Raw genomic sequence first — 22349 nt, forward strand, 5'->3', positions numbered from 1 at the left:
CGCTTCGCGAATATCGCTTCGGACGAGGCCGCGGCCCGGGCAGGAAAAATGCGTCCGATCAGCTTAGCCCAAATCGACATAATCTAATCTCCCGATACGCGGGGGCCGAAAATGCAGTTTACACCCATATCGAGCCGACGTCATTGCGAGCGAAGCGAAGCGATCCAGAGTCGCGGGACGGCTACTGGGGATTGCTTCGTCGCTAGGCTCCTCGCAATGACGACCCGATCGCGATCGCCGACAACAGCCTCCCGTAATCCGGCTCCTTGCGATGCACGCTGCGGCGATAGCTGAAGCAGCGCGCCTCGTCCGCATAAGTGTCGATGCGCAAATTCTCGAAAGAAGCGACATTCGCCGCCTCGACGCGCCGCGTGATGAAAGCGGGCAGATCGAACATGGAATGCCCATCGCGCGTCGAAGGCGTGAAGAAGCGCGAGAAACCCGCATCCTCGGCGAGGAACCGCTCGACGAACTCGCCGCCCACCTCGTAGCTCTCGCGTCCGATGGCCGGGCCGAGCGCGACATGAATATCGGCGCGATGCGCGCCGCGCGTCTCCATCAGAGCGATCGTCGCCTCGATCATGCCGGTGAGCGCGCCCTTCCATCCCGCATGGCAGGCGCCGATGACGCCGGCGCGCACATCGGCGAAGAGCAGCATGCCACAATCGGCGCCGGTGACGCCGAGCGCCAAGCCTTCGACATTGGTGACGAGGCCATCGCAACGCGGCCGCTCCGTCTCGGTCCAGGGCTCAGCGACAAAGAGCGCGTCGCGCGAATGAATCTGATAGGGCACGAGCAGCCGATGCGTATCCGCGCCGAGCCGCTGCGCCATGCGCGCGCGATTCTCGGCGACGCGCGCGGACTCATCGCTGGAGCCGACTCCGCCATTGAGCGAAGCGTAAACGCCCTCCGACACGCCGCCCGCGCGCGTGAAGAAAGCGTGGCGAACGCCCGGCAGAGCGAGATTGCCGGCGCCGAGCGCACCCGGCGCCTCCATCGTCTCGGTCATTGGAAAAACCCTGGCAGAAGCGGCAGATCGGGATGCGTCACGGCGATGACCTTGAACAATTCGCCCATGTCGCGCTTGGGATCGCCGGCGCCGATGAGACGCGCGAGCGCAATGTCGATCTCGGCGCTCTGCTCTGTGGTCGCGCGTTTCTTCAACGCTTCGGCGCGCTCGACGACGCCGAGCTGGCGCAGAAAGGCGCCCTGCGTCACCGGCCCTTGCACTTTCGCGCCGGCGGCCGTCGCGGCGCGCGCGAGCGCGGCGAAATCGACATGGGTGGTGAGATCGGCCTCGCCCGGCGCCTCCAGCGGATCGACATAGGCGTGGCGCGACACCGCCTGCAATGTCTCGCCCAGCGCCGTCTGCGTATAGCCATAATCGATGACGAGCAGCGCCCCGCCTTGCGCGACGAGACGCGCGGCGATATCGCGCATGATGCGCGCGCCGATCGCGCCGATCTCTATGATCGAGCCCTCCGGCGCCGCGACGGTCAGATCGGCCTCGACGCTTTCGCCGACGCCGAAAGCGAGCGCGTCATTCTCGTCCATGCCGACGAGCCGCTCGCTCCAGCCGCGCTCCGTCTGCACGAAATGGCGCACCGGCAGCGCGTCGAAAAACTCATTGGCGATGATGATCGCCGGCCCTTCGGGAATGCGCGCGACATCCGCGCTCCAGGAGACTTGCGCCGGCGCATTGGCGAGCGTCTGCCGCTGCCGCGCCTCGAGCACAGGGCTCGTCTCGACGAGATGAACATCCAGAGCGGAGAGAAAATCCGGCGCGATGCGCGCGACGCGCAGCGCATCCGCCATCAGCGTGCCGCGGCCCGGACCGAGCTCGACCAGCCGCAGCGGCGAGGGCGAGCGCGCGGCGCGCCACGCCTCTTGCGCGAAGAGGCCGATAAGCTCGCCGAACATTTGGCTGATCTCCGGCGCGGTGATGAAATCGCCGCCCGCGCCGAAGGGATCGCGCGTCGTGTAATAGCCCTTGGTGGGGTGCGACAGAGCGAGCGTCATGTAGCGCTCGAGCGTGATCGGCCCCTCTTGCGCGATGAGCTCGACGATATCTTGGCGCAGAGCGCTCATGCTTCGACTCTCTGCGGGCGCAGCGCGTAGAGGATCAATCCCGCGCCGATCACGATCATCGGCGCGGACAGCGCCATGCCCATTGTGAGGCCATTGTCCAACGCCTCCGACAGTGGATCCGGCTCGCGGAAGAATTCGCTGACGATGCGCGCCGCGCCATAGCCGACGCCGAAGAGTCCGGTGGCGAGGCCCGGCCGCTTCAGCGCGCCGCGCTGCGCGGCGATGGCGAGCAGAATATAGAGCGCGACGCCCTCGAGCCCCGCCTCATAGAGCTGGCTCGGATGGCGCGGCGCATCGCCGGCGCCGGGAAACACCATGGCCCAAGGAACGTCGCTCTCGCGGCCCCACATCTCCGGCTTGATGAAATTGGCGAGGCGGCCGAAGAAAATGCCGATCGGCGCGACGGTCGCGCAAATATCGGCGACAGTGAGCGCGAGAATCTTCTCGCGCCATGCGAACAGCGTCATGGCCACGATCGCGCCGATGAGGCCGCCGTGAAAGGCCATGCCGCCTTTCCAGGTTTTGATGATCTCTTCCGGGTGCGCGAAGTAGAAAGCGCGCTCATAGAAGAGCACATGACCGAGCCTGCCGCCGATGATGACGCCGAGCGCGACATAGACGAGGAGATCGTCCAGGCTCTCGCGCGAGGGATGCGCGACCTCGCCCCACAAATGCTCGCGCGAGACGAGGCGCCGCGCATAGAGCCAGCCGAGCGCGAGCCCGGCGATATAGGCGAGCGCATACCAGCGTATGGGCAGCGGTCCGAGCTCGACCAGAACCGGGTCGATCATCGGAAAGGGAAGCGCGAGAATAGGCATGACGACTCGTCGTTGCATCCGATGGCGGCGAGATTAGAGCGCTTTTGGCGCAAACGGAATCGCCGCTGCGCTCGGAAAGCGCCTCGAAGCGAAAAATCAGCCGGGATTTCGGCTCCGAAAGGGCAAAAGGCCCCCGGTCACTTCGCCTCGAAGGGACCGGGGCGGCGAAAAGCGCCCTGACGCTCCAGCATCCACCCGGGATATTCCGCGGGGAGCGCGCTCACCGCATCGAGCCGCGCAAGATCGTCGGCTGTGAGCTGCAGCTTCACTGCGGCGAGATTTTGCTCGAGCTGATCGATGCGCCTGGCGCCGATGATGACGCTGGTGACGAAAGGCTTGGCGAGAACATAGGCGAGCGCCACTTCGGCGACGCTGACGCCGTGCTTCGCGCCGATCTCGCGCATGGCGGCGACGCAGGCCCAGGCGCGATCCTTTTCGACGGGCGGGAAATCGAAGGAGACGCGGCGGCCCTCGGCGCCCTCCGGCGCGCCCGGCCCATATTTGCCCGAGAGCAGGCCGCCGGCGAGCGGCGACCACACCATGAGGCCGAGTTTTTCTTCTGCGAGCAGCGGGACGATCTCGCGCTCGAGATCGCGGCCGGCGATGGAATAATAGGCCTGCACCGTCTCATAGCGCGCAAAGCCCAGCCGCTCCGAGACGCCGAGCGCCTTGGCGATGCGCCACGCCTGCCAATTGGAGAGGCCGATGTAGCGCACCAGCCCGCGCGAGACGAGATCGTCCAGCGCGCGCAATGTCTCCTCTATCGGCGTCACGGCGTCATTGCCGTGGATCTGATAGAGATCGATATGATCGGTCTGCAGGCGCTCGAGGCTCGCCTCGACGCTGTCCATTATATGTCCGCGCGAGGCGCCGCGATCATTGGGACCGGCGCCGGTCTCGCCATAGAATTTGGTGGCGATAACGACATCCTTGCGCTTCACGCCGAGATCGACGAGCGCCTGCCCCACCATTTTCTCCGAGCGGCCGAAGGAATAGACATCGGCCGTATCGATGAAATTGACGCCGGCCGCAAAAGCGCGCTCGACGATGCGCGTCGCCGCCTGCTGATCGACATCGGCGATCGCGCCCCATATTCCAGCGCCGCCCGCCTCGCCGAACGTCATCGCGCCGAGGCAGATTTCCGAGACGAAAAGGCCTGTTCGGCCGAGCTGATTGTAACGCATCACGCCGCCTTCGCTTGCGCGCCGAACTTCCCGTAGAAGCTCTCGCCCTTCTTCGCCATCTCGCGCAGCTCGGCGGGCGCGGCGAAGCGCTCGCCATATTTCTGCGTGAGCGCGTCACAAATTGCGACGAAGGCCGCGGTTCCGAGGCCGTCGATGTAAGACAAAGTGCCGCCGGTGAAGGGCGCGAAACCGAAGCCGAGAATGGAGCCCACATCCGCCTCGCGCGGATCGGTAACGACGCCCTCGAACAAGACGCGCGCCGCTTCCACCGCCTGCACGACGAGGAAGCGCTGCTTCAGCTCTTCCACATCTATGGAGTCGGGATCGAGCTTCTCGTCGGCGAGCGCGGACAGGCCCGGCCACAGGCTCTTCTTTCCGCTCGCCGGATAATCATAGAAACCCTTGCCGTTCTTGCGGCCGAGACGCCCTTCCTGCTCCACCATGAAATGCAGCACGCGCTCCTGCGTCGGATCGACGGCGGCCTCGCCGAGATCCTTCTTGGTCGCGAGATGGATTTTCCAGGCGAGGTCGAGCGCGATCTCGTCATTGAGCGAGAGCGGGCCGACCGGCATTCCGGCCATGCGCGCGGCGGTCTCGATCATCGCCGGCGGCACGCCTTCGGTGAGCATGATCTGCCCTTCGCGCACGAAATTCAGCACGCAGCGATTGGCGTAGAAGCCGCGTGAATCATTGACGACGATCGGCGTCTTCCTCAGCACGCGCACGAAATCGAGCGCCGTCGCCACGGCGCGGTCATTCGTCTTCTTGCCGCGGATCACCTCGACGAGCAGCATTTTCTCGACCGGCGAGAAGAAATGAATGCCGACGAAATTCTCGGGGCGAAGCGACGTCTCGGCCAGCGAGCTGATCGGCAGAGTGGAGGTGTTGGACGCGAAGATCACATCCGGCCCGACCACCGCTTGCGCTTTCTTCGTCACTTCCGCCTTCACGCCGCGCTCCTCGAACACGGCCTCGACAATGAGATCGGCGCCGGCGAGCTTCTCATAATCGGGCGTCGCGGTGATGCGCGCGAGCAGCGCCTCCTTGTCCGCCGCAGTGGCGCGGCCGCGCGAGACTTGGCCGGAGATGAGCTTGTCGATCACCGCCTTGCCCTTGTCGGCGCTCTCCTGATCGCGATCGATCAGCACCACCTCTATGCCGGCGAGCGCGCTGACATAGGCGACGCCCGCGCCCATGAAGCCGGCGCCGAGCACGCCGATCTTGGTGAATTTCGCGGGCGGAATTTCCTTCGGCCGATGCGCGCCCTTCTCCAGCTCATTCTTGGAGAGGAAAAGCGAGCGGATCATCGCCGCCGCTTGTTTGGAGCGCAGAATATGCGCGAACCAGCGCGCCTCGACGCGCAGGCCGAGATCGAAAGGCAATTGCAGCCCCTCGAACACGCTGTGCAATATGGCCTTGGCGGCGGGATAATTGTCGAAGGTCTCGCGGCGATAGATGGCGTTGGCGGCGGGCCACACCATCATGCCGCCCGGCGAGAACACACGGCCCGACGGCGGCTTGAAGCCTTCGACGTCCCAAGGCGCCTTGCCCTTGCCGCCATTGACGATCCACGCGCGCGCCCGCTCGACGATCTCGGCTTGCGGCGCGAGCTCGTGAACGAGTCCAGCGGCCTTGGCTTTGGACGCCTTCAATTGCTCGCCCTTGAACAGCAATTGCAGTGCGTCGCCTGTCTGCATCAGCCGCGCGACGCGCTGCGTGCCGCCGGCGCCGGGGAACAATCCCACCTTGATCTCCGGCAGGCCGACCTTGGTCTTGTCCGAGTCGGAGAGCACGCGATAATGGCAGGCGAGCGCCAGCTCGAAAGCGCCGCCGAGACAGGCGCCGTGAATGGCGATGGCGATGGGTTTGCCATTGGTCTCGAGCTTGCGATAGAGCAGCGACAGTCTGCGCGCGCCTTCGAAGAACTGCTTCATCGCAGCCTCTTCGCCCTGCTCGCGCACGGCTTTGGCGTATTCCACCGCGCTCTTCTGCAGCATGGAAAGATCGGCGCCGCCGGAGAAAGCCGGCTTGCCCGACGCGATCACGCAGCCCTTGATCTGCGGATTGCTCGCCACCTCGTCGATGACTTTTTCCAGCTCGTCCATCACCTCGAAGGTGATGACATTCATCGAGCGGTCGGGGCTGTCCCAAGTGAGCAGGGCGACGCCGTCGGCGCCGGTCTCGAAACGGAAATTGACGAGGTTCATCGGGTCGCTCCCTGAAAACTAGACACGTCTCGCGACGAAGCGATCCAGGAGCCGCCTCGCTGCTCTGGATTGCTTCGCTTCGCTCGCAATGACGGCGCGGCTTTGCACATTCACACGCGCTCGATGATCGTCGCGGTTCCCATTCCCGCGCCGATGCAGAGCGTCACCAGCGCCGTGGACTTGCCGCTGCGCTCCAATTCGTCGAGCGCCGCGCCCACCAGCATCGCGCCCGTCGCGCCGAGCGGATGGCCGAGAGCGATGGCGCCGCCATTCACATTCACTTTGGAATCGTCGAGGCCGAAAGCCTGCATGAAGCGCAGCACCACGGCGGCGAAAGCCTCGTTGACCTCTATGAGGTCGATGTCGGAAAGGCTCATGCCCGCCTTGGCGAGCAGCTTCTTCGTCACATCCACCGGGCCGGTCAGCATCAGCGCCGGCTCGGAGCCGATATTGGCGAAAGCGCGCACGCGCGCGCGAGGCTTCAGCCCATGACGCTCGCCCGCTTCGCGCGAGCCGAGCAGCACCGCAGCGGCGCCGTCGACGATGCCGGACGAATTGCCGGCATGATGCACATGGGTCAATTTCTCGACGTCAGGATGCGCCTGAATGGCCACCGCGTCGAAGCCCGCCTGCTCGGCGAAGAATGCGAATGACGGCTTCAACGCGGCGAGCGACTGCATATCCGTCGCGGGGCGCATATGCTCGTCGCGATCGAGAATGGTAAGGCCGTTGACGTCCTTCACCGGCGCGATGGATTTGGCGAAGCGCTTCTCCTCCCAGGCGCGCGCGGCGCGCTGCTGCGACTGCACCGCATAAGCGTCGACATCGTCGCGCGAGAAACCATATTTCGTCGCGATAAGATCGGCGGAGACGCCTTGCGGCATGAAGTAAGAGGGAATGGCGATGGTCGGATCGACCGGCCAGGCGCCGCCGGAAGCGCCGATGCCGACGCGGCTCATGCTCTCGACGCCGCCGCCGATCGTCAGCTCATGCTGGCCGGACATGATCTGCGCAGCGGCGAAATTCACCGAGTCGAGGCCGGAAGCGCAGAAGCGATTGATCTGCACGCCGGGAACCCCATAGCCATAGCCGGCGGAGATCGCCGCGGCGCGCGCAATGTCGCCGCCCGCCTCGCCGACCGGATCGACGCAGCCGAGGATCACATCATCGACCGGCGCGCCGTCGAGATTGTTCCTCTCCTTCAGCGCGGAAAGAGCGGTGACGGCGAGGCCGAGGCTCGACACCTCATGCAGCGAGCCGTCGGGCTTGCCGCGCCCGCGCGGCGTGCGCACGGCGTCGTAGATATAGGCTTCGGGCATGAGGAACTCCTCTCAGAGCGAATAGGGAGTAGCGAATAGCGAATAGTTGCCCCTCTATTCGCTACTCGCTACTCCCTATTCGCTAAATTCAAAACATCTCCGCCGGCAGACTCATCAGCGTATCGACCCCTGCCGTGATGCGCGCCAGACGAAAGCCCGTCTCGGGCAGCATCTTCTCCATATAGAATTTGCCCGTCGTGAGCTTGGCGTCGAGCCAGGCGCCGTCGCCGGGCGCCTCCTTTTTCTTGGCGAGCGCCGCGCGGGCGATGCGCGCCCATGTGTAGCCGAGCGCCACGCGGCCGAAGAGATGCATGTAATCATAAGATGCGCCGGCGCCATTGTCGGGCTTGGCGAGCGCATTCTGCATCAGCCAGATCGTGGCCTTTTGCAAATCGCCGAGCGCGACCTTCAGCGGCTCCACGAAGGGCTTCATCTCGTCGGAGCTCTCATGGGCGATAAACTCGCTCACCTCGGCGAAATAGGCCATGGCGGCGCGGCCATTGTCCTTGGGCAATTTGCGGCCGACGAGATCGAGCGCCTGAATGCCATTGGCGCCCTCATAAATCATGGTGATGCGCGCGTCGCGCACGAATTGCTCGACGCCATTCTCGTCTATATAGCCGTGCCCGCCCCATATCTGCTGCGCCTTCACCGCGCTCTCGAAGCCGAGATCGGTGAGCACGCCTTTCAGCACCGGCGTCAGCAGCCCGAGACGATCCTCCGCGATCTGACGCGCCTTGGCGTCCTCGGACCGATGCGCGATATCGCTGTCCAGCGCGGTGGCGAGAGCGAGGCCGCGCGCCGCCTCGTTGAAGGCCTTCATCTCCATGAGGCCGCGCCGAATATCCGGATGCACGATGATGGGATCGGCGCCGCCGCCGGCGTTCTTCGCGCCGGTGAGCGCGCGTCCTTGCAGGCGCTCCTTGGCGTAGGCCGCCGCATTCTGATAGGCGACCTCCGATTGCGCGAGACCTTGCACGGCGACGCCGAGCCGCGCCTCGTTCATCATCACGAACATCGCATTGAGGCCCCGATTGGGCTCGCCGACCAGAAAGCCCCTGGCGCCGTCATAATTCATCACGCATGTGGCGTTGCCGTGAATGCCCATCTTATGCTCGAGCGCGCCGCAGCGCACCGCATTGCGCGCGCCGAGAGTCCCATCGGGATTCACCTCGTATTTCGGCACGATGAAAAGGGAAATGCCCTTCACCCCGGCCGGCGCGCCGTCGATGCGCGCGAGCACGAGATGAATGATATTCTCGGAAAGATCATGCTCGCCGGCGGAGATGAAAATCTTCTGGCCGCTGATGGCGTAGGAGCCATCCTCGCGCGGGCTCGCCTTGGTGGTGAGCAGGCCGAGATCGGTGCCGCATTGCGGCTCGGTGAGATTCATCGTGCCGGTCCAGCGGCCCGCCGCCATGGGCGGCGCGAAGAGGCGCTTCTGCTCCTCGCCGCCATGCCGCAGAAGCGCGGCGAGCGCGCCTTGCGTCAGGCCCGGATACATTGCGAAGGACATGTTGGCCGCCGAGGCGAACTCGTTCATCACCACGGCCAACGTATAAGGCAGGCCCTGTCCGTCATATTCGGGCGGAACCGCCAGCCCCACCCAGCCGCCGGCGACGAACTCGCGATAGGCCTCCTTGAAGCCCGCGGGAGTCGCGACATCGCCCGAGGCGTCGAGACGGCATCCCTCCTCATCGCCGCTGCGGTTCAAAGGCTGCAGCCGCTCCTCGCAGATTTTGCCCGCCTCGCCGATGATCTGCGCCAGAACGTCGGGCGTGGCGTCGGCGAATCCGGGCAGATTGCCATAGCGCTCGAAATGCAGGACGTCGTTCAAGAGGAAGAGAGTGTCGTCCACCGGGGCCTTGTAGATCGGCATGAGAGCCCTCCCTGCGCGGATCGCTTAGGTGATATCTCGATATAGGCGTTTTCCCGGCGCTCGGCCGGCTCATCGACGATCATGCGCCTGTCTCGGTTACGAAAACGCAACGTCGAACGCGTTTGGACGCCGAAAGACAAGTCGTTCATAATGCGTGCGAATCAGGGGTTCGTTAGGTGCGTCCTGCGCAGCAATAGGTAGAGAGCCGGCCCCTCCTGCGCAATAGGGGAGCCACGCGGTCGGCTCCACGCAAGCGTTAACCATTTATTTACCTTCTTCGAAGGAAAGTCCCCGGCGACGGCGTACCCCGCCCTCACAGCGTTCCGGCGCGATTCGCGCCTCTCGAGTCGTCGCTCGTCCAGTTTTCCCCAGCCAACACGGGTCGAGCCCGCCGGATATCCGATGACAGAGGCATTTCCCTGGAGCTTCAAGGGTATAGATCACGAAACCCGCGATGTCGCGCGCGCCGCCGCACGACGATCGGGCAAGAGCCTTTCCGCTTGGCTCGATGATGTGATCCAAGAAAAAGCCAATTTCGACGACCGCTCATCCGGCGTCGATGACGAGGAGCCGAACGCTCCGGCGCGCCGACGTGCGCTGCGCTCGCGTCTCTACGGACGCAATGATCGCGGCCGCATGCGCCGCGACGCCGCGCCGAGACGCGACATCCGCGACGAGGAGCCGGAAGACGATTTCCGCTCGCTCGCGCCGCGCGGCCGCGCCGAGGTCGACGCCAAAGCCATCGTCGACGACGCCGTCGCGCTCTTCGAGCGGCGCTCCGCCGAGAGCGAGCGCAAGACGGCCAACGCCCTCTCCGGCCTCGCCAAGCTGATCGACCGCAATCATACGAGCCGCGCTCGCCTCGGCGACGATATCGGCGCGGTGATGGATCGGCTCGGCCACATAGAGGAGCGCATCGCCACCCGCCCCGACGAGAGCGTGCGGCCGATCCGCAACGCGCTGGCCCGGCTCGAGGCGCGCATCGACAGCCTCTCCAACGACGATCGCGCCTATGAGTTCGAGAATGCGCTCGGCTCGCTCGATCAGCGGCTCGCCGAAATTGCGGCGCGGCTGGACGAGGAAGCCGAGGAGCGCCGCGCCGTCGAGCTACGCCGGCGTCAAGAACGAGAAAAGCAAGAGCGCGAGAATTCGGAGCGCGAGCAGCAGCAGGAACGCGAGAGACTGGAGCGCGACAGCCGGCAGGAGCGCGAGCGTCGCGCCGCCGCGCGGCGTCCGCTGTCGGAGGCCGTCGCCGAAATCACCGAGCGCCAGCGCGCGCTCGAGGACCAGGCGGGCGGCGATTTCGTCGCCAGAGCGGCAATCGAGGCGCGGCCGGCGATCTTCGACGGTCTCGCCGAATCGATCGAGTCGCTGTCGCGCCAGCTGATGTCGGCCCGCGCCGAGCAGAGCATTCAGGGCGAGCAGCAGGCGGCCGTCGTCGCCCAGATCGACCTGTTGCGCTGCGATCTCGAAGGCCTCTCCCGCGCGCTCGTCGATCTCGCGCCGCGGGCCTCCGTCGCCGCCGTCGAATCGGCGCTGCGCGAGCTGACCGAGCGCGTCGAGGCGCAGCGTCTCTATGGCGTCGAGGAGATGGTGCTGGCGCCAGTCGAGCGCCTCACCGCCGATCTCGCCTCCATCCTGCGCGAGCTCGATCCGAGCCGCATCGTCGCCGTCCTCTATGAGGAAGTGCGAACGCTGAACGACAAGCTCGCCGAGCATCACGCCGCCGGCGGCGCCGATCGCGCCGCCATAGACGCGATCGCCGGCGAGACGCGCGAGATTCACGAGCTGCTGAAGGCGGTTTCCCGCCGTCCTCTGCCGATCGAGAAGCTCGAGGCCGGCATCGCCGCGCTGACCACGCAGGTCGACGAGCTGAGCGCCGTCGGCGCCAATGTCGCCACGGCCAAGGATGTGAGCGAGCTGATCCATAGCATTCGCTCCATCGTCTCGACCGAGATCGGCGGCTCCTTCGCCGCCTTCGAGCGCCGGCTGGAGGAATTCGCCGCCAAGCTCGATTCCGTCTCGACCAAATCCGGCGGAGCCAAGCGCTTCGACGAGATCCACGAGCGCATCGAGCAGGTCCACAAATCGCTCGCAGCCCGCATCGAGCGCAGCGGCTCGGGCGTCGACGCGAGCAAGGTCGAGCAGCTCTTCGCCTCCTTCGCCAAGAAGATCGACGCGGCCGCGCAATCGAAGATCGTCGATCCTGTGGGCGAGCTCGGCCGCAAGATCGAGAAGCTCGAGCAGAGGCTCCAGCCCGCCACGGCGGCGCAGACATCCGCTGATTCCGAGCAGCTGCGCGAGATCGCCGCGGCGATGAACGCGCTGCGCTCCGAGGTCGAGCGCAAGGGCAATAGCGGCGCCAGCGTCGATCCCAATCAGTTCGAGCGGCTGTTCAGCTCCCTCTCCAAGAAGATCGACGCGGCGAGCGAGGCCCGGATCGTTCATCCGGGCTTCGACGAGCTCGGCCGCAAGATCGAGAAGCTCGAGCAGCGGCTCCAGCCCGTCGCCGCCAGCGCGCAGAAATCCGCCGGCTCCGAGCAATTGCGCGAGCTGGCCGAGCGCATCGACCATGTCCACGCAGAGCTGGCCGCGCGCATCGATTCGAGCGCGCGCCGGCGCGGCGACGACGCCAATCTGCAATTGGCGGAGCTGGTCGGGCAGCTGGCGCAGAAGATGGATGCGGCGCTCGATCCGGAGGCCGATCGCAGCGCCTTCGGCGCGCTCGAGCAGCAGATCGGCCGGCTCGCGGAACGGCTCGACCACTCCGACATGAACGCCGATTCCTTCGCCGCCATAGAGCGGGCGCTGGGCGCGCTGTCGACCAAGGTCGAGGAGACGCGCAGCTCCACCATGCGCGTCGCCGAGATCGCCGCACGCGAGGCGGCGCAGGACGCACTGCGCGATGCGACGGTTCACGGCGGCTTGCAGGACGCGCTGGAGAAGGAGCTGGTCGAGCTGCGTCATTTCCAGGACGAGGCCGGCCATCGCACCAATCAGACGCTCGCCGCCGTCCATGAGACGCTGCAGCGCGTCGTCGAGCGCCTCTCCATGTTCGAGGACGAGCTGACCGATCTGCGCAAGGCCAAGCCGGGCGCAGCGGCGGAGCCGCAGCGCGCCAAGGACGGGACCGATCCCCGCCGCGCCGCGCGCGTGAAATCCGCGGCGCCGGTCGGCGATGTGGAGGACATTCTGCTGGAGCCGGGCGGCCGCCCGCGCCGCGAGCCGATGGTCTCCCGCGACGACGATCGCTCCGGCTCCGTGCAGCAGGATTTCATCGCGGCCGCGCGCCGCGCCGCCCAGCAGGCCGCGGTCGACGCCCAGGCCGCAGCGGCGCAGGGCAAGGCCGCCCAAGGCAAGGCGGCCAAGAAGATCGCCGCCGAGCAGAAGCAGGAGCCCGAGCGCGTCGCCGCGACGGGCGGCGTCGGCGCGGCGCTGCAATCCCGCCGCCGGCCGCTGCTGCTCGGCGTCGGCGTGCTGGTGCTGCTCTATGGCGCCTATCAGATCGCCCGCGTCACGCTCGACAATCCGGCTCCGCAGGCCTCCGCCATTCAGGCGGAGCCGAACGAGGCGACCGCCTCCACCGAGCCTGCCGCCAAGGACGCGGCCGCCGAGCCCAAGGATGCGGCCGCCAAGGACGCCGCCTCCAAGGACGCCGCAGCCGCTGAGCCGAGCGCCCCCGCTCCCGCCACGGTCTCGTCCGCCGAGCCCGCCAAGGCGCCGGCCGCCGCGCCGAGGCCGATCGGTCTTCCGTCGCTCGCGCCCGGCGGCTCCGGCGTCGGCTCCTTCGCTCCCGGCCCGCAGGCTCCGGCGCCCGGACGTTTCGGCTCGCAGACGATCGATCCCATGCCGGTCGGCGCGATCGGAACGCCGGCGGCCAATGCGCCCGCCGCGCCGCGGCAGGACGTTTTCAGCGTCATCAAGGAGATCGCCGCGGCCGGCGACGCCAGCGCCCAATATGAGCTCGGCCTGCGCTACTCCGAGGGTCGCGGCGGCGCCCCGCGCGATCCCAAAATCGCCTTCCAATGGTTCGAGAAGGCGGCCGAAAAGGGCCTCGCTCCGGCGCAATACCGGCTCGGCTCCATCTATGAGAAGGGCATGGGCGTCGAGCGCGACTACGCCAAGGCGCTCTCCTGGTACAAGCGCGCCGCCGACGCCGGCAACGCCCGCGCGATGCATAATCTCGCCGTGCTGCACGCCGGCGGCGGCGACGGCAAGCCGGATTACGACCAGGCGGCGCTATGGTTCCGCAAGGCGGCCGAATATGGCGTGCGCGACAGCCAGTTCAATCTGGCCATTCTCTACGCCCGCGGGCTCGGCGTTCCGCAAAGTCTGACGCAGTCCTATCTGTGGTTCTCGGCCGCCGCCACTCAGGGCGACGAGGACGCCGGCAAGAAGCGCGACGAGGTCCGCGCCCGTCTCGACACCAAGGACATGGCGGCCGCCAAGGCGCTCGTCGACGGCTTCCGTCCCAAGCAGCCGGACAATGCGGCCAATGACGTCCCGCCGCCCCCCGGCGGCTGGGAGAACGCCAAGGCCCCCGCCAAGCCGGAGACGAAGCCCGCCGCCGGCAAGCCGAAAGTCTCCGCGCTTTGAAAAAGGCGCGATAGAACCGCGAAATAGAGAGAAACTTAGATCATAATGGCCGCGTCCACGCTGGACGCGGCCATTTTCGTTTCGCGGAAATGCCTGCGGCCGCAGCGCGGCCTCTATGAGACCAGCGCGCCCGGCCGAGACGGGATATCGGTCGTCCCCCTCCTCTGCAACTGACGACGGAAGCGCCGCTGTGTCGCCACGGCGACAGCGACCGGAAATTCGACGCCCCGCGCCAGCCGCGGGGCGTTTTGCCTCTTGACGCTCCTTCCGCCATTGCCGACCCTGCCGCCATGGTGAAGTTTCGGCCCGGCCTGTGGCGGTTCGCGCGCGCCCTCCTCACCAGGGGGATGGCGGCGCTGCTGCTGATTCAGATCGTCGCCCTCGCCTTTTCCGAGACTCGTCCCGCGCCAATGGAGCCGGGGCTCGCTTCAGCCGCCCGCCTCTGCAGCGTCACGCCCGAAGGCGGCCATGCGCCGACCGCGCCCGACCAGCCCGGCCATTGCCTCTACTGCCCGCTCTCCTGCGTCCATGGCGACGCCGGGCTCCCGACGCTGGTGGCGGTGACGCTCCTCCTGCTCCTCCCGCGCGACGCAGCGGCGACGGGCCGCGCGGTGGAGATCGATGCGCGGCCGGTGGCCGGAGCGACCGGCTTCCGGCAATTTTCGCGCGCGCCGCCGTCGCTCGTCTGAGCGTCAGCAGGCGGCCAGGCTCTCCCGGCCCGCAGCCGCCGACATTCGACAAGCGCATAGCGAGCCGCGCCGAGTCCTCCGCGCCGAGCGGAGCCGCTCCGCCGCCGAAAGGCGATCATGCCCGATCAAAAATCCGAACGTTTTCGCGAGCTGTTTCGCCGCAACAAGCGCGCGCTGCTCGACTATTTCAAGCGCCGCGTGGGGCCGGACCACGCCCCGGACCTGCTGCAGGAGACCTTCGTGCGCGCGATTCGCCGCGACGGGTTCGAGAACGTCGCCGATCCGCCGGCATTTCTGAAGCAGATCGCCATCAATCTCTCGCGCGATTTCGCCCGCCGCCGCGACAGCGAGGCCAAATATTTCGTTCCCGGCGACGCGCCCGAGGAGGTCATAGAGCCCGCCGTCGCGCCGGACGCGCTCTATGAGACGGAGGAGCTGGCCAGTCGCCTTCTGGAGGCGATAGAGGCGCTGCCGCCCAAATGCCGGCAGGCTTTCGTCATGCGCCGCTTCGAGGACCTCACCCATGAGGAGATCGCGGCGCGCATGGGCGTTTCCCGCAATATGGTGGAAAAGCATCTGCGGCTCGCCATGGAGCGCTGCCGGGCGGCGCTCGATTGACGGCGCCGACCTCCCCTTTTGCATGTCGGGCGCGTCCTACCCTATGAGAGCCTTGTTCTCGAGCCCTCTGCGGAGACCATGAGCGCGGACCACGCCCCCAGCGAAGCGGAATTGGAGCGACGGCGCGCCGCCATCGCCTGGTGGATGCGGCTCGACTCGGGCGCCTCGACGCCGGCGGAGCGCGAGGCCTTCGCCGCCTGGCTGACCGCCGACGCCGACAACAAGGCCGCCTTCGACGATATCTGCGGCCTGTGGGGCGATCTGGAAATCCTGCGCCCGCGCCTCCAGCCGGCGGCCCACGCGTCCAGCCCGCCCCATCTCACGCGGTTGCGCATCGGCGCAGCGCTGGCCGGCCTCGCTCTGGCCCTCGCGTTCTCCTATGACGAATTGGCGATCCGCTGGCGCGCCGGCCATCTCACCGGAACCGGCGAGCTGCGCAGCCTCGTCCTCGAGGACGGCTCGCGCGTGGAGCTCGGCCCCGATTCCGCTTTGGAGACGAATTTCGCCGGCGGCGAGCGGCGCGTGACGCTGCTCCGGGGCGAGGCCTGGTTCGCCGTGGCGCCCGACTCCGCCCGGCCCTTTTCGGTCGCCACTCCGGCGGGAACGGCGACCGCGCTCGGCACCGCCTTCGACGTCTCGATCCAGGGCGCACGCACCGAAGTCACGGTGACCGAGCATCGCGTGCGGCTGTCGGGCGCCGGCCCGAGCGTCATCGTCGAGCAAGGCGCGCAGAGCGCCTTCGCGCCGGGCGTGGCGGCGGTTTCGCCCTATCCGGTCGATATGGATCAGGTGACGGCATGGCGGCGCGGCAAGCTCATCTTCGACGACAAGCCGCTCGCCGAGGTGCTGGCGACTCTCTCTCGCTATCGCCGCGGATATGTGGCGCTCGTCGACCCTAGCCTGCGCGGGCGGCGCGTGACCGGCGTCTTCGAGACCCGCGATCCAGAGGCGGCGCTGCGCGCGATTCAAAAATCGCTCGGACTTCGCGCCGTCTCCCTGGGCTTCGTCACGCTGATCGGAGGCTGAGAGGAGCCGCGCAAAAAACTTCATCGAGCGACCTCCTCGCCGGACGCCGAGCCGCGTCCAACTCGGTGAGGGGACGTTCGAGCCCCCGAAAAGATGCGAGGGGGCGCCGATGGCGAGACGGGTTTCGAGGCGGCGCGGCGGCGACGCCGGGAGTGCGATCATGGGCGCAACGGCGCTGGCCACAGTGTTGGGCGCATTGGCGATCGGCGGCGCCGACGACGCCCGCGCGCATGCGCAAATTCCCGACAAAGAAATCGTCGAGATCGTCCGCGCCTATTCCATCCCCGCTGGCCGCATGTCGACGGCGCTGACGCGGCTCGCCGATACGAGCGGCGTGCTGATCGTCTATGACACGACGCTGACGCGAACGCTGACGACGCGCGGGCTCGAGGGAACGCATACGCTGAATGCGGCGCTGGAAAAGCTGCTGTCGGGCTCGGGGCTGAATTACGAGGTGGCGGCGGACGGAAAATCCGTGCTGATCGTGCTGGCGCAGAACGATGGCGTGCGCAGCGACGCTGTCGGCGCGGAGGCGCTGCCGCCGATCGACGTGGGGGCGGAGGCGAGGGCGCCGGCGGAGCGACGGGGTCGCGCCTATGGCGGCGCCGGCGCCGGACAGGACCCCTACAACAAGAGCTATGTGCTGCCGAACGCCTCGACGGGCACCAAGACCGACACGCCGGTGATGGAGACGCCGCTGAACATTCAATCGGTGACCCAGCAGGTGCTGCGAGATCAGCAGGCGATCACTATCGAGCAAGCACTGCAGAATGTCAGCGGCGTGGCGGTCGGCGGCGGCGGCGCTTTCGGCGGCGGCACGCCCTACGGCGACATCAATTTGCGCGGTTTCGCCAGTGACGTTTATTTCCGCAACGGGTTCCGCATGGGCCCCAACGGCAGCGGAATCGACGGCATCTCCACGATCCAGCTCGCCAATATCTCGAGCATAGAGGTGCTCAAGGGTCCCGGAGCCACGCTCTACGGGCTGCTCGAGCCCGGCGGCGTCGTCAATATCGTCACCAAAGAGCCGCTGAACGCGCCCTATTATTCGATCGACCAGCAGATCGGCTCTTTCGCCAATTACCGCACCACCATCGATGCAACCGGACCCGTCACCAAAGACGGGGACTGGCTCTATCGGCTGAACATGTCCTACCAGAACAATGGCGCGCCATTCGGCTCACCGATCGAGCTCATTCACGGCCAGGATATTTTCATCGCGCCGACGCTCAAATGGAACATCGATGCGGCGACGTCTGTGAAGCTCGAAGTCCAATATGATGAAAATCGCAGCGCGATCACTTTCGGCTCCACTCCTGCATTCAACGGGCAGTTCTTGTCGTTGCCGCGCAATCGAAATTATAGCGAGCATTCTCCAGACACGCTGAAAACCTTCTTTTCGGCGCTCACCTGGTCACACCAATTCGACAACGACTGGTCGATCAAGCAGCAGATCGCCTTTAAGCGCGCGGAAGACGCTAGCTCCTTCCGACTGCCCGCCTTCGTCCAAGATACCGGAACCAGATATCTCGTCGAGCGATACAGCGGAGAATCCGCCAGACAGCAAACCGCTTTTTCGACCAATGTCGATGTCGTCGGACATTTCGACACTTTCGGAGCGAAGCACACTTTGCTACTCGGCGGCGACTTCTACAGGTCCAGCACCGGAAGCCAGAACTTCATCAACTTCACGTCGTTCTCGGAAATCGACCTCTTCAATCCAGTCCATCCCGGCACGCCGTTTCTCGCCGCCCCGGTCCCTTCCGGCGCGGTCTCCAATCTGCAGGACACGGCGGGCTTTTATCTTCAGGATCAAATCAAGCTGCCGTATGATTTCTCGATCCTGGCGGGCGCGAGATATCAATATATCCAGCAAAAGAGCGCGTCCGGCCTGACCGCCGACGCATTGACGCCGAGCGACAAGGTGACGACGGCCGAAGCCGTGACGCCGCGCTTCGGTCTGTTGTGGCGGCCGGAACAATGGGTCAGCGTCTATGGCCATTACGCCGACGGCTTCGGCGCGGGCGCCGGCCGGATCTTCCCCGGAACGCCGGCGGCCCCGAGCAAAGCGCAGGAATTCGAGGCCGGCGTCAAGCTCGAATGGTTCGACGGGAGGCTGCGGGCGACCGCCGATTACTTCAATCTCGCCAAGACCAATGTCCCCTCGACCGATTATGCGCATCCGGGTCTCGGCTTCGTGGTCTTGACCGGCGAGGTGCGCAGCAAGGGAGTGGAAGTCGACATTCAGGGCGAGATTTTGCCCGGCTGGAGCATGATCGCGACCTACACCAATCAAGAGGTGCGCACCACCAAGGACGAAAATCCGGCCCAGATCGGCCAACGGTTCGGACGCGATCCGAGAAATATGGCGAGCCTCTGGTCGACCTATGAGTTCCAGACCGAAATGCTGAAAGGGCTGAAGATCGGCGGCGGAGCCATCTATCGCGACCGGCAGCCGATTTATGATTTGTCGGGCCTCGGCTTGCAGATGTCCAATCCCGCTTACGCCACGATCAATCTGATGGCGGCCTATAGCTTCACGTTTTCCGGACTGAAGCTCACGGCGCAGGTGAATGTCTCCAATCTCCTGGACACGACTTATTATGCGGAAACGGCTCTCGACCCGACCGCCTCGGGAATGGGATTAGGCTACCGCCTCTATGGCGCGCCGCGGACTATCCTCGGCTCGCTGCGCGCGGAGTTCTGAGCGCGCGCCCTGCCCGGCCGCGCGCCGCACAAAGCCAGTGGCTGGATAGCTGGGCAGGGCTGCTGATGACGTCCTCCTCGTCATCGTCGGACTCACAGGCCTTCAACACCGCGTTGGAGCATATCTTCGCGCAGCAGCTCTTCGCAAAGCCGCGGCCGGGCGCGGCGCCGCTCGAACTCGGGACGCTTGCCGGAGGCCGAGCGATGACGCGCCGCCGCATGCCCGCGCGGATAGCGTGACGACGAGCGCGCATCCGCATCCTCTGCTATAAGCCCCTCGCCCGCGCCATTCGCGCCGCAGCGAGGAGCCCTCATGTCGGAAGAAACCAAGCTCGCTCTGCTCGAGCGCATCGCCACAGCGCTCGAGCGGCTCGCCCCGCCGCCGCCGCGCGCGGTGGATTTTTCCGGCGCCGAGGCCTTCGTCTGGCGCGCCGCGCGCAGCGAATTCTCGCCCGTCGCGGAGATCAATCGCGTCGATCTCTCGCTGCTCGAGGGCGTCGAGCGGCAACGCGATCAACTGCTCGACAACACGCGCCGCTTCGCGCGCGGGCTGCCGGCCAATAATGCGCTGCTATGGGGCGCGCGCGGCATGGGCAAATCCTCGCTCGTCAAGGCGGCGCATGCGACGATCGCGCGCGAAAAGGAATGCGTGCGGCCGCTGAAGCTCATCGAGATTCATCGCGAGGACATAGAGAGCCTGCCCATGCTGCTCTCCACCTTGCGCGAAAAGCCGTTCGGCTTTCTGCTCTTTTGCGACGATCTCTCCTTCGACGCGGCGGAGACGAGCTACAAATCGCTGAAGTCCGCGCTCGAGGGCGGCGTCGAGGGACGGCCGCGCAATGCGCTGTTCTACGCCACCTCCAACCGGCGGCATCTGCTGCCGCGCGACATGATGGAGAATGAGCGCTCCTCGGCGATCAATCCCGGCGAGGCGGTGGAGGAGAAGGTCTCGCTCTCCGACCGTTTCGGCCTCTGGCTCGGCTTCCACAATTGCAGCCAGGCGGAATATCTCGCCATGGTTTTCGGCTATGCGCGCCATCACGGGCTCGACGCGCCGCAGGAGACGATCGAGCGCGAGGCGCTCGAATGGTCGATCACCCGCGGCGCGCGCTCCGGCCGCGTGGCGTGGCAATATGTGCAGGACCTCGCCGGGCGGCTGGGCAAGCGGCTCGACGGCTGATCAGCGCGCCTGCGCGTCGCGGATCGGCAGCACGATGAAGAAGGTCGCGCCGACGCCGGGCTCCGCCTCGACGCTGAGGCGCCAGCCATGGCGATCGGCGATCGCCTTGCAGATGGCGAGGCCGACGCCCGAGCCCGGATAATCGACCTTGCTGTGCAATTGCTTCAGCGGCTCGAATATCTTCTGCGCATATTGCGCCTCGAAGCCGATGCCGTCGTCGGCGATGGCGAGGCGGAGCGAGCTCTCGTCGCAAAAGCCCTTTATATCGACCGCCGCCGGTCGGCCGGGCTTTCTATATTTGATGGCGTTGGCGAGAATATTCTGCACCAGCCGCTGAAATTGCGTGGCGTCGGCCGTGATGGAGACTTCAGGCAGATCGATCTCCACCCGCGCCTCGGTCTCGGCGATCGTCGGCGACAAGGCCGCCAGCGAAAGCGCGATGGCGTCGCGCAGATCGAGCGAGGCGAGCTCCAGCTCGTCGTTCACGATGCGCGAGAAGGACAGAAGATCCTGCACCAGCGCGCGCGCGCGCAGCGCCGAAAAACGCATCACCTCATTGGCGCGGGCGATCTCGTCAGTATCGCCGCGCCGGATCGCCTCCTCCATCAGATCGCCGAAGACGGCGATCTTGCGCAGCGGCTCCTGAAGATCCTGCGAGGCGACGAAGGCGAAACGCGCCAGACGCTCATTGAGGCGCTCCAGCTCCTCCGCATGAGCGACGAGCGCGGCCTCCTCGGCGTTCGTCTCGTACAGATCGACGATCGTCGCCAGAACGAGGGGTTCGCCGTCGCGCGCAATGGCGGAGAAGCGCGCACCGACCGGAAAACGCGCGCCGTCGCGGCGGACGCCCTGCAGGCCGAGGCCAGAGCCTACGACCACTGGCGACGCCTGCGGCAGAAGGCGGGCGAGCGGCAGGCCGATGATCTCCGCCTCCGCGCCGAAGCCGAACATGCGCCGCGCGCAGGGATTGGCGCCGATGATCGCGCCGCGTTGGTCGACGAGCACGAGGCCCGCGACTGTCTCGTCGAACACGAGGCGACGCCAATCGTCGGCCGTCGCGGCCTCCGACATTCACCCTCCTCTGGTCGCCTCCGGCCGCGCTGCGGTTTCTCCGCGCGCATTGTCGAGCTCTCGTCTCGCCGGATGCAGTCTCCCGAGAGGGATATTGGCCCGTGGCGCCGCCGAGGTAAAGAAGAAATTGAGACCTCATTGCTTTCGAGGAAATGCAGCTTTCGTCGAATTCTATGATAGTTCGATTCAATTGTTAGAAACTCTCAGATTGTCTTCGGCTCCACAGTGGATGAGCGCGCCAGCCGCCCTTCGTCGTCGAGCGGCAAATCGCCGCGAAAAACGGCGAGCAGATTATCCGCGCCATCGCCCAACAGATGTCCCATAGGGCCGGTGTTGCGCCCGCCCTCGGTCTGACCATCGACCAGCAGAGCGGTTCGGCCGGTGCGATAGCAAATGAGGAACACTTCGAGATTGGGAAAATCGTCGCCATAGACGTGGCCGCTGACGCGCAGCCGCTTCGCCATGCCGAAATCGATCCGTGCGTCGATGAAGGTGTCTATGTCTGGAGCGCCGGGAACGAGCGGATTGCCTCCCGCTGTGCTCGCGCGAAATTCGAACAAACTCGGCCCTTCCAGCTTTGTCCGCACGAGGTTGCTCTTCACAACGGCCATGCCTTTGATGACGGAGCCTATGGCGGGATGGAACTCAGTGCCGCTGGAGCCGGCAAATTGATGCACGACGCCAGACTTGTTGAACATCACGGCCGCATAGGTCCGAGAAGTGTCCTTCAATGAGGTGGAGACGCCCCGGTCGTCTCCGGCGAAGTAGCCGAAGCCCATCGTCAGGGGATTGGCCCGGCCGAATTTGGCGAAAGGCGCGTAACGCCGAAAATGCAGCCCGAATACCGGATAGCGCTTGTCGATCTCGCACATGACGAACCTTCGAAAGATAGAACATGAAAATATGCGACTAGGAATTTCGGCAGATAAAATGGCTTTTCCATGAAGCTGGACGCGTATCACCGAGAC

Annotated in this window: 15 protein-coding genes; 6 read left to right on the forward strand and 9 right to left on the reverse strand. The window is 66.0% G+C overall.

What is annotated here, in order from left to right; genetic code table 11:
- Positions 1–202: 202 nt before the first annotated feature.
- The 7 genes from pgeF to METLW3_RS0117005 all read right to left on the reverse strand — a co-directional run bounded on the left by pgeF (position 203) and on the right by METLW3_RS0117005 (position 9495).
- A complete protein-coding gene (gene pgeF / locus METLW3_RS0116975; RefSeq protein WP_084484856.1) occupies positions 203–1009 on the reverse strand; it encodes a peptidoglycan editing factor PgeF in 807 nt (268 codons plus the stop codon).
- Positions 1006–2088, reverse strand: a complete 1083-nt coding sequence (locus tag METLW3_RS0116980) for an SAM-dependent methyltransferase (RefSeq protein WP_024881036.1) — start codon at positions 2086–2088, stop codon at positions 1006–1008. Before METLW3_RS0116980 ends, pgeF begins: the two co-directional genes overlap by 4 nt.
- Positions 2085–2906 carry a prolipoprotein diacylglyceryl transferase gene (gene lgt, locus METLW3_RS0116985; RefSeq protein WP_024881037.1) on the reverse strand — a complete coding sequence of 274 codons (822 nt, stop codon included), beginning with the start codon at positions 2904–2906 and terminating at the stop codon, positions 2085–2087. Before lgt ends, METLW3_RS0116980 begins: the two co-directional genes overlap by 4 nt.
- A gap of 137 nt (positions 2907–3043) precedes the next feature.
- The gene (locus METLW3_RS0116990; protein ID WP_024881038.1) at positions 3044–4090 is read right to left on the reverse strand and encodes an aldo/keto reductase; all 1047 of its coding nucleotides are present in this window, start codon (positions 4088–4090) and stop codon (positions 3044–3046) included.
- Positions 4090–6297 (reverse strand): 3-hydroxyacyl-CoA dehydrogenase NAD-binding domain-containing protein, encoded by a 2208-nt coding sequence (locus METLW3_RS0116995; RefSeq protein WP_024881039.1) that lies wholly within the window; start codon positions 6295–6297, stop codon positions 4090–4092. The genes METLW3_RS0116990 and METLW3_RS0116995 overlap by 1 nt, the downstream gene beginning before the upstream one ends.
- A gap of 110 nt (positions 6298–6407) precedes the next feature.
- Entirely contained in the window at positions 6408–7616 is a 1209-nt protein-coding gene (locus METLW3_RS0117000; protein ID WP_024881040.1) for an acetyl-CoA C-acetyltransferase, read from the reverse strand.
- An 88-nt stretch (positions 7617–7704) separates the two neighbouring features.
- The gene (locus METLW3_RS0117005) at positions 7705–9495 is read right to left on the reverse strand and encodes an acyl-CoA dehydrogenase C-terminal domain-containing protein (protein WP_024881041.1); all 1791 of its coding nucleotides are present in this window, start codon (positions 9493–9495) and stop codon (positions 7705–7707) included.
- A gap of 402 nt (positions 9496–9897) precedes the next feature.
- On the opposite strand from METLW3_RS0117005, the gene METLW3_RS29295 reads away from it, so the two are divergent.
- The 6 genes from METLW3_RS29295 (at position 9898) to METLW3_RS0117045 (ending at position 20310) form a co-directional block, all read left to right on the forward strand.
- Positions 9898–14091, forward strand: coding sequence for an SEL1-like repeat protein (locus tag METLW3_RS29295; protein WP_024881042.1), 4194 nt, complete (start codon positions 9898–9900; stop codon positions 14089–14091).
- Positions 14092–14381: 290 nt separating this feature from the next.
- Entirely contained in the window at positions 14382–14780 is a 399-nt protein-coding gene (locus tag METLW3_RS0117020) for a DUF2946 family protein (RefSeq protein ID WP_157516589.1), read from the forward strand.
- Positions 14781–14897: 117 nt separating this feature from the next.
- Positions 14898–15398, forward strand: a complete 501-nt coding sequence (locus METLW3_RS0117025) for an RNA polymerase sigma factor (RefSeq protein WP_024881044.1) — start codon at positions 14898–14900, stop codon at positions 15396–15398.
- A gap of 78 nt (positions 15399–15476) precedes the next feature.
- Positions 15477–16424 carry a FecR family protein gene (locus METLW3_RS0117030; RefSeq protein WP_024881045.1) on the forward strand — a complete coding sequence of 316 codons (948 nt, stop codon included), beginning with the start codon at positions 15477–15479 and terminating at the stop codon, positions 16422–16424.
- 160 nt (positions 16425–16584) lie between these two features.
- The gene (locus tag METLW3_RS0117035) at positions 16585–19131 is read left to right on the forward strand and encodes a TonB-dependent siderophore receptor (RefSeq protein ID WP_024881046.1); all 2547 of its coding nucleotides are present in this window, start codon (positions 16585–16587) and stop codon (positions 19129–19131) included.
- 312 nt (positions 19132–19443) lie between these two features.
- Positions 19444–20310, forward strand: a complete 867-nt coding sequence (locus METLW3_RS0117045) for an ATP-binding protein (protein ID WP_024881048.1) — start codon at positions 19444–19446, stop codon at positions 20308–20310.
- Here METLW3_RS0117045 and METLW3_RS0117050 read toward each other — a convergent pair whose 3' ends face one another.
- Positions 20311–21381 carry an ATP-binding protein gene (locus METLW3_RS0117050; protein ID WP_024881049.1) on the reverse strand — a complete coding sequence of 357 codons (1071 nt, stop codon included), beginning with the start codon at positions 21379–21381 and terminating at the stop codon, positions 20311–20313. It lies immediately after the preceding gene.
- Between the two features lie 203 nt (positions 21382–21584).
- Complete coding sequence (locus tag METLW3_RS0117055) at positions 21585–22253, reverse strand: hypothetical protein (protein WP_024881050.1); 669 nt, start codon at positions 22251–22253, stop codon at positions 21585–21587.
- Positions 22254–22349: the final 96 nt, after the last annotated feature.

The organism is Methylosinus sp. LW3 (assembly GCF_000527115.1).
Lineage (GTDB): Bacteria > Pseudomonadota > Alphaproteobacteria > Rhizobiales > Beijerinckiaceae > Methylosinus.

Excerpts from the sequence above, each read along its gene's own strand:
- pgeF (WP_084484856.1), bottom strand. The coding sequence starts at position 1,009 with ATGACCGAGACGATGGAGGCGCCGGGTGCGCTCGGCGCCGGCAATCTC.
- METLW3_RS0116980 (WP_024881036.1), bottom strand. The coding sequence starts at position 2,088 with ATGAGCGCTCTGCGCCAAGATATCGTCGAGCTCATCGCGCAAGAGGGG.
- lgt (WP_024881037.1), bottom strand. The coding sequence starts at position 2,906 with ATGCCTATTCTCGCGCTTCCCTTTCCGATGATCGACCCGGTTCTGGTC.
- METLW3_RS0116990 (WP_024881038.1), bottom strand. The coding sequence starts at position 4,090 with ATGCGTTACAATCAGCTCGGCCGAACAGGCCTTTTCGTCTCGGAAATC.
- METLW3_RS0116995 (WP_024881039.1), bottom strand. The coding sequence starts at position 6,297 with ATGAACCTCGTCAATTTCCGTTTCGAGACCGGCGCCGACGGCGTCGCC.
- METLW3_RS0117000 (WP_024881040.1), bottom strand. The coding sequence starts at position 7,616 with ATGCCCGAAGCCTATATCTACGACGCCGTGCGCACGCCGCGCGGGCGC.
- METLW3_RS0117005 (WP_024881041.1), bottom strand. The coding sequence starts at position 9,495 with ATGCCGATCTACAAGGCCCCGGTGGACGACACTCTCTTCCTCTTGAAC.
- METLW3_RS29295 (WP_024881042.1), top strand. The coding sequence starts at position 9,898 with ATGACAGAGGCATTTCCCTGGAGCTTCAAGGGTATAGATCACGAAACC.
- METLW3_RS0117020 (WP_157516589.1), top strand. The coding sequence starts at position 14,382 with ATGGTGAAGTTTCGGCCCGGCCTGTGGCGGTTCGCGCGCGCCCTCCTC.
- METLW3_RS0117025 (WP_024881044.1), top strand. The coding sequence starts at position 14,898 with ATGCCCGATCAAAAATCCGAACGTTTTCGCGAGCTGTTTCGCCGCAAC.
- METLW3_RS0117030 (WP_024881045.1), top strand. The coding sequence starts at position 15,477 with ATGAGCGCGGACCACGCCCCCAGCGAAGCGGAATTGGAGCGACGGCGC.
- METLW3_RS0117035 (WP_024881046.1), top strand. The coding sequence starts at position 16,585 with ATGGGCGCAACGGCGCTGGCCACAGTGTTGGGCGCATTGGCGATCGGC.
- METLW3_RS0117045 (WP_024881048.1), top strand. The coding sequence starts at position 19,444 with ATGTCGGAAGAAACCAAGCTCGCTCTGCTCGAGCGCATCGCCACAGCG.
- METLW3_RS0117050 (WP_024881049.1), bottom strand. The coding sequence starts at position 21,381 with ATGTCGGAGGCCGCGACGGCCGACGATTGGCGTCGCCTCGTGTTCGAC.
- METLW3_RS0117055 (WP_024881050.1), bottom strand. The coding sequence starts at position 22,253 with ATGTGCGAGATCGACAAGCGCTATCCGGTATTCGGGCTGCATTTTCGG.